Annotated in this window: 15 protein-coding genes; 11 read left to right on the top strand and 4 right to left on the bottom strand. The window is 45.2% G+C overall.

What is annotated here, in order from left to right:
• The first annotated feature begins 116 nt into the window (after positions 1-116).
• The 6 genes from gmd (at position 117) to ACUVJL_RS03235 (ending at position 5,527) form a co-directional block, all read left to right on the top strand.
• Positions 117-1,148, top strand: coding sequence for a GDP-mannose 4,6-dehydratase (gmd, locus tag ACUVJL_RS03260; RefSeq protein ID WP_445244531.1), 1,032 nt, complete (start codon positions 117-119; stop codon positions 1,146-1,148).
• Between the two features lie 838 nt (positions 1,149-1,986).
• Positions 1,987-2,931, top strand: coding sequence for a GDP-L-fucose synthase family protein (locus ACUVJL_RS03255; protein WP_445244530.1), 945 nt, complete (start codon positions 1,987-1,989; stop codon positions 2,929-2,931).
• A 334-nt stretch (positions 2,932-3,265) separates the two neighbouring features.
• Complete coding sequence (locus ACUVJL_RS03250; protein WP_445244529.1) at positions 3,266-3,760, top strand: DUF4365 domain-containing protein; 495 nt, start codon at positions 3,266-3,268, stop codon at positions 3,758-3,760.
• A complete protein-coding gene (locus ACUVJL_RS03245; protein ID WP_445244528.1) occupies positions 3,757-4,302 on the top strand; it encodes a hypothetical protein in 546 nt (181 codons plus the stop codon). Before ACUVJL_RS03250 ends, ACUVJL_RS03245 begins: the two co-directional genes overlap by 4 nt.
• 321 nt (positions 4,303-4,623) lie before the next feature.
• Positions 4,624-5,235 carry a Uma2 family endonuclease gene (locus tag ACUVJL_RS03240; protein WP_445244527.1) on the top strand — a complete coding sequence of 204 codons (612 nt, stop codon included), beginning with the start codon at positions 4,624-4,626 and terminating at the stop codon, positions 5,233-5,235.
• Positions 5,236-5,269: 34 nt separating this feature from the next.
• Complete coding sequence (locus tag ACUVJL_RS03235; RefSeq protein WP_445244526.1) at positions 5,270-5,527, top strand: hypothetical protein; 258 nt, start codon at positions 5,270-5,272, stop codon at positions 5,525-5,527.
• 176 nt (positions 5,528-5,703) lie between these two features.
• Here the strand turns inward: ACUVJL_RS03235 and ACUVJL_RS03230 are convergent, their stop codons facing one another.
• Positions 5,704-6,051: a hypothetical protein gene (locus tag ACUVJL_RS03230; RefSeq protein WP_445244525.1), complete on the bottom strand. Its 348-nt coding sequence runs from the start codon at positions 6,049-6,051 to the stop codon at positions 5,704-5,706.
• Entirely contained in the window at positions 6,048-6,503 is a 456-nt protein-coding gene (locus ACUVJL_RS03225) for a type IV pilin protein (RefSeq protein WP_445244524.1), read from the bottom strand. The genes ACUVJL_RS03230 and ACUVJL_RS03225 overlap by 4 nt, the downstream gene beginning before the upstream one ends.
• A 210-nt stretch (positions 6,504-6,713) precedes the next feature.
• Here ACUVJL_RS03225 and ACUVJL_RS03220 point away from each other — a divergent pair, with 210 nt between their 5' ends.
• The 3 genes from ACUVJL_RS03220 (at position 6,714) to ACUVJL_RS03210 (ending at position 9,987) form a co-directional block, all read left to right on the top strand.
• Positions 6,714-8,111, top strand: coding sequence for an NB-ARC domain-containing protein (locus ACUVJL_RS03220; RefSeq protein ID WP_445244523.1), 1,398 nt, complete (start codon positions 6,714-6,716; stop codon positions 8,109-8,111).
• A 312-nt stretch (positions 8,112-8,423) separates the two neighbouring features.
• Positions 8,424-9,098, top strand: a complete 675-nt coding sequence (locus tag ACUVJL_RS03215) for a 5-formyltetrahydrofolate cyclo-ligase (RefSeq protein ID WP_445244522.1) — start codon at positions 8,424-8,426, stop codon at positions 9,096-9,098.
• Between the two features lie 109 nt (positions 9,099-9,207).
• Entirely contained in the window at positions 9,208-9,987 is a 780-nt protein-coding gene (locus ACUVJL_RS03210; protein WP_445244521.1) for a fumarylacetoacetate hydrolase family protein, read from the top strand.
• Positions 9,988-10,025: 38 nt separating this feature from the next.
• Here ACUVJL_RS03210 and ACUVJL_RS03205 read toward each other — a convergent pair whose 3' ends face one another.
• Positions 10,026-10,499, bottom strand: a complete 474-nt coding sequence (locus ACUVJL_RS03205) for a Tic20 family protein (RefSeq protein WP_445244520.1) — start codon at positions 10,497-10,499, stop codon at positions 10,026-10,028.
• Between the two features lie 142 nt (positions 10,500-10,641).
• The gene (locus tag ACUVJL_RS03200) at positions 10,642-10,839 is read right to left on the bottom strand and encodes a hypothetical protein (protein ID WP_190739976.1); all 198 of its coding nucleotides are present in this window, start codon (positions 10,837-10,839) and stop codon (positions 10,642-10,644) included.
• A gap of 168 nt (positions 10,840-11,007) precedes the next feature.
• Between ACUVJL_RS03200 and glyA the strand changes: the two genes are divergently transcribed.
• Both glyA and ACUVJL_RS03190 read left to right on the top strand, forming a co-directional pair.
• Positions 11,008-12,291: a serine hydroxymethyltransferase gene (gene glyA, locus ACUVJL_RS03195; protein WP_445244519.1), complete on the top strand. Its 1,284-nt coding sequence runs from the start codon at positions 11,008-11,010 to the stop codon at positions 12,289-12,291.
• Between the two features lie 455 nt (positions 12,292-12,746).
• Positions 12,747-13,802: a glycosyltransferase family 4 protein gene (locus ACUVJL_RS03190; RefSeq protein WP_445244518.1), complete on the top strand. Its 1,056-nt coding sequence runs from the start codon at positions 12,747-12,749 to the stop codon at positions 13,800-13,802.
• Positions 13,803-13,828: the final 26 nt, after the last annotated feature.

The following is a 13,828-nucleotide window of genomic DNA, read 5'->3' as shown; positions in this document are numbered from 1 at the left end:
TACCCATCGAAGAATTGTGAGTTAACGTAGAGTTTGAGAATAGACCTGGCAGGCAACAACAGCCTCTGCCCGGAAACTCCGAAGTGAATTAAAACAGCCTGTCAAAGGAAAATCAGATGACGCAACGCAAGCGAGCGCTAATAACAGGTATTACAGGTCAAGACGGATCCTACTTGAGCGAATTACTGTTAGAGAAAGGATATGAAGTTCACGGCATTATCCGGCGCAGTTCTAGTTTCAATACCGATCGAATTGACCACATTTATGTCGATCCTCACAGCGAGGGCGCGCAGTTGTTTCTGCACTACGGCGACTTAACCGACGGCACTACTCTGCGCCGGATATTGGAAGAAGTTGAGCCGGTAGAAATTTATAACTTAGGGGCTCAATCTCACGTTCGAGTCAGTTTTGACTCGCCGGAATATACGGTTGACACAGTAGGCATGGGAGTATTGCGCCTGCTAGAAGCAATTCGGGACTATCAGCGCCGCACCGGCATAGAAGTGCGGTTCTATCAAGCAGGTTCTTCGGAAATGTACGGTTTGGTGCAGGAAGTTCCGCAGAAGGAAACAACTCCTTTTTATCCCAGAAGTCCCTACGCCTGCGCCAAAGTTTATGGTCACTGGCAAACAGTAAATTATCGCGAATCTTACGGACTTTTTGCCTGCAACGGCATCTTGTTCAATCACGAATCTCCCCGCCGCGGCGAAACTTTTGTAACTCGCAAAATTACTCGCGCCCTTGCCAGAATAGTTGCCGGCAAGCAGAAAAAGATTTACTTGGGCAATCTCGAGTCTAAGCGGGACTGGGGCTATGCTAAAGACTACGTGCGGGCGATGTGGCTGATGCTGCAACAAGACAAGCCTGACGATTATGTCATTGCTACTAACGAGACCCATTCCATTAAGGAATTTCTCGATTTGGCTTTTACTTACGTCAATTTAGATTGGCAAAAATATGTGGAGTTTGACGAACGCTACTTGCGTCCTGCCGAAGTGGAACTGTTGATTGGCGATTCGACTAAGGCGCGCCAGCAATTAAATTGGGAACCTTCTGTAACTTTTCAGGAGTTAGTACATTTAATGGTAGATGCTGACATGAAAGCTTTAGACCAGCAAGCTCGGGGTTCGGGCAACGGATTTGATTAAGTCGCTAAGCAAAGCCGTCAGCGCGAACAATTTCTAGGGGTAGTACCCCGTGTCTACCCCCGCGAAAGGCTCGCACCGGGGGATTGCCCCTACACAGAGTTCATAAATGATCAGAGGATTGTTACAGATACATTTAAGCCGGTAAATCTAGGAATTCTCCCAAATTTACTGTGTAGGGCCGATCGGGTCTTGCCCTAAGCTCGACCCATCGGGAGGTATCTCTCAAAGCTTTCAACAAAATATTGAAAGCGCTATTCAACACATTGTCTTTCGGGTGACTATTGCGTTACGTTTACTACAAAACTTCTGTAAGAAGCCTGATGCTTCAACGCTAGTTTTAAACGGTAGCTTATGTAAACACACCTATTACTACCTGATTATTGAGGGAATTTACAAGAATTCATATTCTCTACGGGTTCAGCTAACTAGGTGGCGACAAATAAACATTACATGGGAGGGCGGGTGAACTCACTGCTCTACTCGCTTGTATCTGGCGACTTGTATCTAGCGATCTGAACCGGCACCCGCCCCAACAAGATACTATGGTTTTTTTTCGCTCATCTAATCATGAGCGTGCTGGGCATTCAAAGAACCAGCTTAATTGAGCGCCAAATTTTCGGGTGTGCGGACTAACAAAAACATTAAAATGATAGTTGAGGACTCGCGGCTCATAAATCTAACTTTCGGGTGTGCAGGGATCACATTCTCCCTATCTGCGGCAGCTAAAACAGATTTGTGGGCAAGCGGGTTCTGTAGCTGAAAGCTTTTTTTGCTAAAGCAACAACTTTAGAATTGAAATTGTCGATCGACCCTTATTCAAAATCCCGAGGCTAAAATTATGACCAGCTTGGATTTAAGCAGCAAACGCATTCTAGTCACGGGCGGCGCCGGTTTCTTGGGCCGTCAGGTAATCGATCAGTTAGTGAAAGCAGGGGCCGATGCTGATAAAATTTCGGTGACTCGATCGCGCGACTGCGACCTCCGCGTCATGGAAAACTGCAAGCGCGCCGCCGGCCAACAAGATATGATCATTCACCTCGCCGCCCACGTCGGCGGCATCGGCTTAAACCAACTCAAACCCGCTGAATTATTTTACGATAATTTGATGATGGGCGTGCAACTAATCCACGCCGCCTACGAAGCAGGAGTCGAAAAATTTGTCTGCGTCGGCACGATTTGCGCTTATCCCAACTTCACCCCAGTTCCTTTCAAAGAAGACGACCTGTGGAACGGCTATCCAGAGGTAACTAACGCACCTTACGGAATTGCCAAAAAAGCCTTATTAGTGCAACTGCAATCCTACCGCCAGCAGTACGGATTCAACGGTATCTACTTGCTACCAGTAAATCTGTACGGCCCGGAAGATAACTTTGACCCGAAAAGTTCCCACGTCATCCCCGCATTAATTCGCAAAGTCCACGAAGCCCAAGAAAGGGGAGACAAAACACTGCCAGTTTGGGGCGACGGCAGCCCTAGCCGCGAGTTTTTGTATTCCACAGATGCCGCGCGGGGAATTGTGATGGCGGCTCAATCTTACAGTGAATCTGACCCGGTTAATTTGGGAACCAATAGCGAAGTTAAAATTCGCGATTTAGTGGAAATGATTTGCGAATTGATGGGATTTGAGGGAGAAATTGTTTGGGAAACAGACAAACCGAACGGTCAGCCGCGCCGCTGTTTGGATACGCAAAGGGCTAAGGAAAGGTTTGGTTTTGTTGCGGAGGTGCAGTTTAAGGATGGGTTGAAAAATACGATTGATTGGTATCGAAAACACGCAGCGTAAGTGTGAAAAACCCGGTTTCTTGAAGAAACCGGGTTTTTTTAGGAATAATACCAAATCCTGGTGAGAAACTTCATTTATAATAGTCGGCAGTTGAAACCTCTCCTACACAAACGAAGTCTCTCTATAAGTGACTAAGAAAGTATACAAATTAAGGTTAAAATTCACTGATAATATTCGGCGATTGAAACCGCTACTACACAAACTAATTCCTAGCATAGAGGGACTAATAAATCATATCAATCGAGCGGCATCAGGGGCGAGTTCTCCGGTCAAAATTACTTTTGCAACAGGTTTATTGTAAAATAAATTATTTTCGCAACAGGTTTATTGTAGGATGGAACTGAACCAGCAGAAAGAACTTTTTAGCAAAGCTTATGTACGTGCCGTTGCAGCAGTAGGGGGTTTTTCTGTCAGTCAGCCAGAGGTAGATGACGACAGCATTGATTTGAAGATCGTGGCAAGGGGCGGTGAGGGAATAGTTTTTTCCCCTGAGCTTAACTTACAGTTAAAATGTACCTCAAGGGATGTACTCGACGGGCAGTTCATCCGATATCCGGTGAGGATAAAAAACTACAGGGATTTGATAATCAATTCCCAGGTACCGCGCCTGTTAGTTGTAGTTTTAGTGCCGGAAAATTTAGAAAACTGGTTGCAGCAGTCTGAAGACGAAATGTGCATGAGGTATTGTGCCTACTGGGTGTCGCTGCGGGGACAGCCAGAAAGACTCAATACAGCGAATGTAACAGTTGAGTTACCCCGCTCTAATCAGTTCACTGTAGAGGCTCTTAAGTCTATTATGCAGCGTCTTAGTCAAGGAGGTTTACCGTGAAAGTAACTGTAAAAGACAATGAAATTTTCCAAACTATAGATCCAAATGTGCTAGGGGCACACTTAGAGACCAATGGCTGGCAAAAAGTTGCTTTAGTGTATGAAAATACTTGGATTTGGCACAAAAAGGATGATGCTGGTGAGCTTTTTGAAATCAAGCAGCCTTTGAGACAAGAATTTGATGCCCCTCAGCTTATGGGTGAAGCTTTCAAGACGCTAGAAGTTGTAGAAAATCGTTCTCAATTAGATATTCTCAGCGATTTAATCACTTCATTGCCTAATGTTGCAATCCAAGGATGGATTAATAAAGTGCACGGGGAAGAATCGGCGATCGGCAAAATTACATTAATGGGGTTTGTGGTGGGGAAGCTGAGAAAGATTAATCTGGAATTGAGCGGATCTGATTATCACTTGGCTGTCAAGGCTTATGAAGAGCGATCGCCCGTAACCTGTTTGGGCGATTTAATTAAAGAAAATGACTGTTTTGTGTTAAAAAATCCGCGCGATTTTGTGCTGCTGACTGAGGCCGAATTAATCAAATAGTTGGGGAAATTATTGTTTTGGTATAATTGGAAGCAAAAATTAATTTGCCGATAGTATCAAAGGAAAACAGGTTGTGCAAATTTTAAAATTAGGTGCTTCGGGTTCCGATGTTGTTAAACTTCAAAAACGGTTGCTGGAATTGGGGCTGTGTAGGTATGATATATAGCATTTCTCAGTTGAGTGAACTACAGATATAGGGTAGGGACACGGCACTGCCGTGTCCTGTATTTCAGCCGTGTCCTGTATTTCCTAGAATTGAAAAGTGCTATAATAAGAGTACCTCGACTGAAATCATCGAAAACTGAAATTCACAGAAAGCCCATGATTGCCGATCGCACGCACAATTATATCTCGCCGGAAGAGTATCTGAAGTTAGAAGAACTCAGTCCGCTCAAACATGAGTATATTCAGGGCGAAGTCTATGCAATGGCAGGTGCAAATGACGCTCATGTAACTGTTACTGTCAACTTAGTTACCTTGTTGAGAAACCATGTTCGGGGTAGTGGCTGTCGTGTTTATATGTCTGACATGAAAGCTAGGATTGAATCTAAGAATATTTACTACTATCCTGACGTGATGGTAACGTGCGATGAACGGGACAAGGCCTTTCAATCTTTTAAAAGATATCCTTGTTTAATTGTCGAGGTTTTGTCAAATGGTACTGAAGGATTCGATCGGGGCGATAAGTTTGCTGACTATCAAGAATTAGAAACGCTTCAAGAGTATGTGTTAATTAGCCAAAAACGTGAGCGGGTAGAGTGTTTTCGCCGTAATGCTGAAGGCTTGTGGGTTTTGTATTCCTATACTCAAGGAAGCGAACTTCACTTGGCTAGTGTAGATTTTCGCACAGGTATTGATGCTATTTATGAGGATGTAATTTTTACTAAGGAAGATTCAGAAGCAGAATTTGATGAACTTCGATCTAGGGGATAAATAATTAAAATCATCAAAAAAACTAATAATTACCATGTTATCCCCCGCACAAAACCTCGTCGAACAAATCAATGATTGGGAATTTATCGAGTTGTGGGTAGATCCGATTGTTTTCCCGCCTCGAATTCTGATGTTAGTGGGTGGCAAAAATAGTAAGTGTTGTATTTACGAGCCATCGGCGAATTATAAACCGCTGTTTTTAAGTTCAAGTTACGATGAGGCTCACTCGTGGCTACTGGAAGATGAATATGAGCGAGTTGATGGTAGGCTTTTAGCCTCGGAAATAGTTTGAGACTGTGATATTATGAAGGCGATCGCACCTCAGTGAAGGAAGGGCGATCGCTTGACGGGATGAGGGAAAAGAAAGGGCGATCGTACTTTAGGAATCGAAGGGCGATCGCTCTTGATTTTCTTACTTATTCCTCACAAACCCCTAGTCATCTCTGGGATGGCGTGAGACAAAAACTCTTAATTGACGCGACACCGCCATGAATACGGGCTTTGCCAATTAGTTGTTTCAGCAAATGCTCTACTATTATTGTATTGACTTCTACAAGCCCGCGTCATATCGACTGAAGATTCCCACAAAGTCGGCCAGTTCAATGGAGTGGCGTAGACACGACAACGCCATGAGTAAGCGTTTGGATTATTTCCCACTAATACAGCGCCGAAATAGGCGACAAGAGTTTGTTGTTGGCAGGCTCTTGCCATATTAATACCGCCAAGCACTCCTGCTTGTGCATTGCTTGGTAAAGACAGAGAAAAAATACTTGATGCGAGAACAGCAGCAGTGAGATTTGGTAATTTTTTAATCATGGCTTGACAGATGCAACTTGGTCGCAAGTTGTTGAAACTACTTGATTTGTATTGGTATAAACCAAAGCTTGTGCATAGGAAGAATCACCTTCCTTTCTCGAAGTTGCTACACAGCATATAACAGCTTGAACTAACTCCTCTGGATTTTGAGATTTGTACAAAGTAGCATTGACTGTGTATTTGTTGTTTGTGCTAAAAACTTGTTCTTCTAATTGTGCATTTTCTTCTCCTGCAATATTTCCATATCCTTCATAAGATGCTTGTTGTACTCGCAAGCAACTTGCTGTGTATATTTTGGGCTCAACCTGCTTGGCTTTTTGGATTTGCCACAAATATATAGGCAGAGCAATTGCCGATAAAATGCCAATTATTGCGATAACAACAAGCAGTTCAACTAAGGTAAATCCCTCGCTGAATTTATTGTGCAATTCAGGCTCTTTAGTATTAACCATTTTGGCAAAACTATGGTTCGCATTTAAATTGCTAGGGGTTTGATTATGTATTATCCGTTATTTTTTTGTTTTGTAAAATCATAAAATATCACTATTTATTAAAATTTTTAGTTAAAATAATGTCAGAAAATGTCAGAAAATGTCACTGACAGCAGAAAATGTCATAAAAAATATGATAAAATAGCCAAGACCTCCATACATACTTAACCAATGGACGTTAAAGAAGTCTTGAGATTTGCCGACGAAATGGTTTTCGCCAAAACAGGAGAGCACTTGGACGATCTGCAAAAAGCTATCCTGCGGGGTGTATGGGAAGGTCAAAAATACTCTCAAATCGCAAAAACATCATATTGTAGTGAAGGTCACGTCAGAAATATCGCCTCAAAATTATGGAAGCGTTTATCAAATGTATTAGGTGAAGAAGTTACTCCATCGAATTTACGCTCGGCACTTGAGAGACGACAATTATTCATCGTATCATCAAATTTTGGCAATGATTTTCTACACATTGGTAACGTCAATGTTTGTACAGATACCCAATCTTCAGAAGTTCCAAAAGATCGATCGCCCTCAACCCCCACCTCAGACACATCCCAACCCCAAACCCGACTAGACTTAGCAGACGCACCTCATATTTCATCATTGTCCGATCGCACATCCGAACTCGCCACCCTGGAAAAATGGATCGTCCAAGAAAAGTGCACCCTTGCAACAATATCAGGACTCAGCGGTATCGGCAAAACCGCACTTTCCCTCCACCTCATCCCACAAATTCAGCATAACTTTGAATACGTCATCTGGCGAAGTCTCCGCCACTCCCCACCCTTAGAAACAACCCTAAAAAATCTCCTAGAATTTCTTTTAAATCAACCCGAAATCGAAATCCCTAGCAGCATCCCCGAGCGACTTTCCCTGTTAATGGAGTTTCTGCGAAAAAACCGCTGTCTTATTATCCTCGACGACGTGCAAACCATTCTCAGCAGCGGACAATTAGCAGGAAATTACCGCCCAGAATGCGAAAATTATAGCATTTTATTCAGACAAATCGGAGAAACAACCCACAACAGTTGTTTAATCCTCAATAGTTGGGAACCACCCAGAGAAATTACCGCTTTAAAAGGAAAAAAATCACCAGTTCGCACCTTGAAACTCAAAGGCATAGGTGCAGCAGCAGCCGAAATTTTCCGACAAAAAAGTTTACTCAATCCCGAACAATGGGAAAACTTAATTAACGCCTACCGAGGCAATCCATTGTGGTTAAAAATAGTCGCCACCACCATTCAAGAAATATTCCGAGGTAGGGTTGCAGAATTTTTGAAATATGATATGCTATTCTTAGGGGAAGAATTGGCAGCAACATTGCACCCGCAGATAAATCGTTTGTCAGAATTAGAAAAAAAACTCATCAGTCGCCTCAGCCGCGAAGCAAATTCAGTTTCAATAGAGCAATTGCTACAAGATGCCGATTTATCGCCCTCGGAGTTATTCAACGGGCTGCAATCTTTGGGGAGGCGATCGTTAGTTGAAATAGAAGAACAGGAGAATGAAAGTTTATTCAATCTTTGTCCTGTGGTGAGACAATATGTAATATCAAATCCAGTTTGTTGATACTTTCCGACAGTCCGGCAGGGGTTTCAACCCCTGCCTAAAAGCTAAAGTCGGTTAAAATTGAGATGTTGCACCATTCTCAATTACTTGTTTAGGAACAGGCAAGATGCCTGTTCCACAAGAAAATTCACTCTTTGTGGAACAGGCATCTTGCCTGTTCTTGAGAATGGTGCAAGATGTGAGTTAAAACCGACTACAGAATGTGATGAAAAGGCAATTAATTGTAGTCCTCTAAAAGAGGACTTTCGCTGTGAGACAGGGGTTGAAAACCCCTGTCGGACTGGAAGTCAAACGAGAGATTTGATCGCAAATATGAATACTGCTGAACCTTCATTAACTAAAACCGAATTAAGAAAATCGCTCCTCAACACCCGCAAATCCCTATCAGCACAAGAATGGAGACAAAAAAGCGCGAGACTCTGCAACCGCCTGCAAAACTCACTCATATTCACCCAAGCAAAAACAATCCTCGCCTACTTCAGTAGCCGCCAAGAACCCGATTTAAGTCCCCTATTTACATCTTCTGTGGAGGAGGCATCTTGGCTGCTCAATTCTGGAGACAGGCAAGATGCCTGTCCCACAAATGCCATTCCCACCCCTAAAAAATGGGGATTTCCCCGCTGTGTCGGCAAAGAGCTATCCTGGCACATCTGGCAGCCCGGAGATGGTTTACATACTGGAGCTTATGGCATACTCGAACCCCTGCCGGATGCTCCTAAAATAGACCACTCAGAAGTAGATTTAATGCTCGTACCCGCAGTAGGCTGCGATGTTCGCGGCTATCGCTTGGGCTACGGCGGCGGCTATTACGACAGAATGTTCAGTTTAGCTGAGTGGGAATCAAAAATTGCGATCGGCACAATCTTTGAATTTGCCTTGGTCGCCCAACTACCAGTTGACTCCTGGGACAAACCGCTGCACGGAATTTGCACAGAAATCGATTTGACAATCCTACAGCAAAAATCAAGAAGGTCGATCGAGCAATAAATTTTCAGTAATTTTCCCAAGATCCATGTTTATATATATTCTATTTAGGACTTGCGCAAGTCTTTTTGAATCTAGAATCTAAAACCTAAAATCTAAAATGGTATAACCTATGGCCCAGCGCTACGTTCGAGTTAAAACAACACAAGGACACATCCATTACGGTTTACTGCAACTTAGCCACAGCGTTCAAGTATTTGATGCACCTCCGTGGTTAAAAGGACAACCAACTGATGTGGAACTTTCACCAGATACTTACCAAATTCTCGCCCCGTGCTCTCCCTCAAAAATTGTAGCCGTAGGCAAAAATTATGTCGATCACGCCGCCGAGATGGGAACCCCAGTACCTGCTGAACCCCTACTGTTTTTCAAGCCTCCGAGTGCTGTCATCCCCCCAGGTGGAGCGATTCGCTATCCGCAGCAGTCGGAAAGGGTAGACTACGAAGGAGAATTGGCCCTGGTAATTGGCGAACATTGTACCAACTGCACTCCCGAACAAGCACACAGCAAAATTTGGGGCTATACTATCGCCAATGACGTAACAGCCAGAGATTTGCAAAAGCGGGACAACCAGTGGGCGAGGGCCAAAGGGTTCGATACATTTTGTCCCTTGGGGCCTTGGATTGTCCGCGAATTGAGTCCCGCTGCACAATTGCAGACTTTTGTCAATGAGAGCGAGCGACCCGTACAGTCATCCCAGATCGATCGCATGGTATTTTCCCCAGACTTTCTCGTCTCCTACATCAGTCAAATAATGACCCTAATTCCCGGCGATGTGATACTGACTGGAACGCCGCAAGGAGTAGGGCCGCTACAAATAGGCGATCGAGTCCGCATTGAAATTGAAGGCATCGGCAGTCTTGAAAATACAGTAGTTATTGGTAATTGGTAATTATCACCAACAACTATCAACTGTCAACTGCCAATTGACTAACGAACCTGCATATAAACAGCATCCGAAAGCGGAGGAATCTCTGCATAGCGTCCCAAAAGCGACTGAACGACTGCATATACAAATGCAGAAAAAGCGCCCAAAAACACCATGTTATACAGAGTTTCCGTAATAAATGCGACTTGTAAGCCGTTAGAAAAAATCGGCAAAACCAGACGGCACAGGATCAAAACAATGTCTAAAAGAATCGCCTGCATCGCATTAAAACGAATGAAGTGACTGATGTTTTCGTTTCTAACTACTCCTAAATACAGGGCAAAGAAGATAATCAAGCTAGCTAATGGCAAACTATAAATCTGAAGCAAAGGAGCTAGCGGGACAAAAAACAGTTGCAAGACAGGAAACTGGGCAAACAGAAACCTGCCAAACGACAGCCCGTCAATCAGCGGGAGCAAATAAGGCAAAGAAGCAAAAATCCGGTCTGGAACAGTTGTAGATCCGCGCCAAGTCATAATGAACTCTCCTGAGTCGATCGATTAACTATCAATTCCATTAAACTCAGGATAACGCAGCAGCAGGGTTTGTGTTCCGACTCGCCCGGAACTTGCTTTTAACTCAGCGGGGAGCAGCCTCAACTACCCGATGCAGGCTTTGTTATTTAATATTAGCGATAGTGAAGCCCATTTGACACTCGTACCGATCGGGCAAATTTTCCGTAGGTTTAGCAACTGGATGGCCGCACCGAAGCTCTCCACCGCTCCAGCGCGGTTGACCAGTGCGATCGGCCAGCAAACAACTTTGGCAAACACACTGAGGGGCAAGCATCTGATTTTCCATTAAAATGACTAACATTTGATACCTCCGGCAGGTTTCACACCAGTAATTTCATTGTATGTCAGCAGTTGGAGACAAACGGCTTACCCTGAACACAATGTAATATTTATGTCAATGGTGCGAAATCCGTAGTACGGTATAAGATCCCCAATTCCCAATCCCAAATTTTTCAAGAGGTTGATTATTGTGACGGACAGTAACTTAGAATTCCTTTCCAAAACCGATCCGCTAATTGCCGATTTAATCGGGCAAGAGCTCCAGCGGCAGCGAGACCACCTAGAACTCATCGCCAGCGAAAACTTTACCTCGTCTGCAGTAATGGCAGCTCAAGGCTCAGTCCTCACCAATAAATACGCCGAAGGACTGCCAGCAAAACGGTACTACGGCGGCTGCGAATTTATTGACGGCATCGAGCAAATAGCGATCGACCGCGCCAAACAGCTATTTGGAGCCGCTCACGCCAACGTCCAGCCCCACTCCGGCGCTCAAGCCAACTTTGCAGTATTTTTGAGCTTGCTGGAACCCGGAGACGGAATAATGGGCATGGATTTGTCCCACGGCGGACACTTGACCCACGGTTCGCCGGTCAACGTATCCGGCAAATGGTTCAAAGCTTTTCACTACGGCGTCAGCCCAGAAACAGAACAGCTCGACTACGACGAAATTTTGGCACGGGCAAAAGAAAACCGACCGAAATTGCTAATTTGTGGCTATTCAGCATATTCGCGAATTATCGACTTTGAGAAGTTTAGAGCGATCGCCGACGAAATCGGAGCCTACCTGCTCGCCGATATCGCCCACATCGCCGGGTTAGTCGCCACAGGGCACCACCCCAACCCCCTCCCTCACTGTCACGCAGTCACCACCACCACTCACAAAACCCTGCGGGGCCCCCGTGGCGGCTTGATTTTGACCAATGACCCGGAACTTGGCAAAAAGTTCGACAAAGCAGTTTTCCCCGGCACTCAAGGTGGCCCCTTAGAACACGTCATTGCGGGCAAAGCAGTAGCTTTCGGCGAAGCATTAAAGCCTGAATTTAAAACTTATTCGGGTCAAGTAATTGAAAATGCGCGCGCTTTAGCGGAACAGTTGCAGCAACGGGGTTTAAAACTCGTTTCCGGCGGCACGGACAATCACTTAATGCTAGTTGATTTGCGATCCGTAAACATGACAGGCAAGCGAGCCGACCAATTAGTCAGCGGTGTGAATATTACTGCTAATAAAAATACCGTGCCTTTCGATCCCGCATCGCCCTTTGTCACCAGCGGTTTGAGACTCGGTTCGCCGGCGATGACCACCAGGGGTATGGGAACACCAGAATTTACCGAGATTGGCAATATTATCGCCGATCGACTACTAAATCCCGATGATGAAAGCGTCGCAGCCGAATGCCGGCGACGAGTAGCGGCGCTGTGCGATCGCTTCCCGTTATATCCGCACTTGTACTTGAAAGTGCCGGCATTAGCTTAATTTTCCTGATCGGCAATAGGGAATTAGTAGTTGGAAGTGTACGGGTAAAAGGGTAAAAGAGCAGCAAAAGATTGAGAGTTGTCGGGAGCGATATTGACAAGCGGTTTTTACCAAAAATATCGATTGCCCGGACGGTTTTTAGTAAAGATATTTGTCGGGCGGGGCTGGTTTGACTAACGGTATTTGTCGGTTGCGAAAAATACCGCTAGGGCTGCGCCCCCTCGCCAAATATAGACTCTTTTGATCGCGAAAGAGTCTATATTTCAAATCGTTAATTCGAGAGTTATGAGTTAAAAACCTCACAATTCGCGCCACGGCAACTGCCACTCCGCCAAATCAGGGCCTCCCAAACCCCCAGTCACTCTTCAAGATGTTTCCTTGTTATAAGCCATCTGAAATGTAGTAGACTCTGCCTAACAGCCTAATTGCCCCGCACTATTTAAAATAGATTTCGGATGCCGCACCAGTATCTGTACCACGTACTAGCTTTTCTGGTTTCTGCGCTCGTCGTCCTCTGGAGTACGCCAATAGTCAAAAAAATTGGTCTCAAAAGCGGGCGAGTCGATCGACCAGGCGAGCGAAAAGTCCACCAGCGCCCGATGGTGCGCTTGGGAGGAGTGTCCATCTTTCTCGGCACCCTCAGTGCCCTGTTATTTGTCTGGCTCTCAGGAGGGTTCATCGATGCTAGCGGACAAGTTCTCAATCCCAAAGACGAATACGAAATTTGGGGAGTCACCCTCGGCGGCATCGGATTTTTCCTCATCGGTTTAGCAGACGACCTATTTTCGCTCTCGGCCTTAAAACGTTTGCTCATGCAAGTTGGCGTATCCAGCATCGCTTGGATGGCAGGCGTACAAATTGAGTTTCTCACAGTTCCCTCACTGGGAATGACAGATATTGGCTGGCTGAGCTTGCCAATTACCGTGATTTGGCTCGTCGGCATGGCCAACGCCATCAACTGGATTGACGGTTTGGACGGTTTAGCTGCCGGAGTTTCAGGGATTGCAGCAGTTGTGATGCTGATTGTCAGTCTGTCGATGCACCAACCGGCGGCGGCCCTGATTGCAGCGGCTTTAGCTGGCGGGGCCTTGGGATTTCTGCGCTACAACTTCAATCCGGCTCAAATCTTTATGGGAGATGGCGGGGCTTATTTTATCGGGTTTACTCTCGCTGGAGTGGGAGTAATTGGGTTAGTTAAAACTACCGCTGTTACTTCTGTGTTGCTGCCATATTTAATTTTAGCTGTACCGATTTTAGATATGTCGGCGGTGATTCTCGATCGACTTCGCAACGGCAAGTCACCGTTTATTGCTGACAAGCGCCATCTCCACCACCGGCTTCTACAAGCCGGAGTATCCCATCGATTTGCGGTTTTATTTATTTACTCGCTGACACTGTGGGTGGGAAGTTTAGCCCTAGCTTTTTCGCTTCCGAGCGGCATAATTTACGCTATGGGTGCAACAAGTTTGCTGGGATACGCTAGCTGGAAATTTTGGAGACACGCTAGGTGAAGGAAGAAGGAAGAAGGAAGAAGGAA

The organism is Microcoleus sp. OTE_8_concoct_300 (assembly GCF_031383065.1).
Taxonomy (GTDB): Bacteria; Cyanobacteriota; Cyanobacteriia; order Cyanobacteriales; family Microcoleaceae; genus Microcoleus.
Note: the sequence above shows the minus strand (reverse complement) of the source record. Positions and strands in the feature narration are given on the sequence as shown.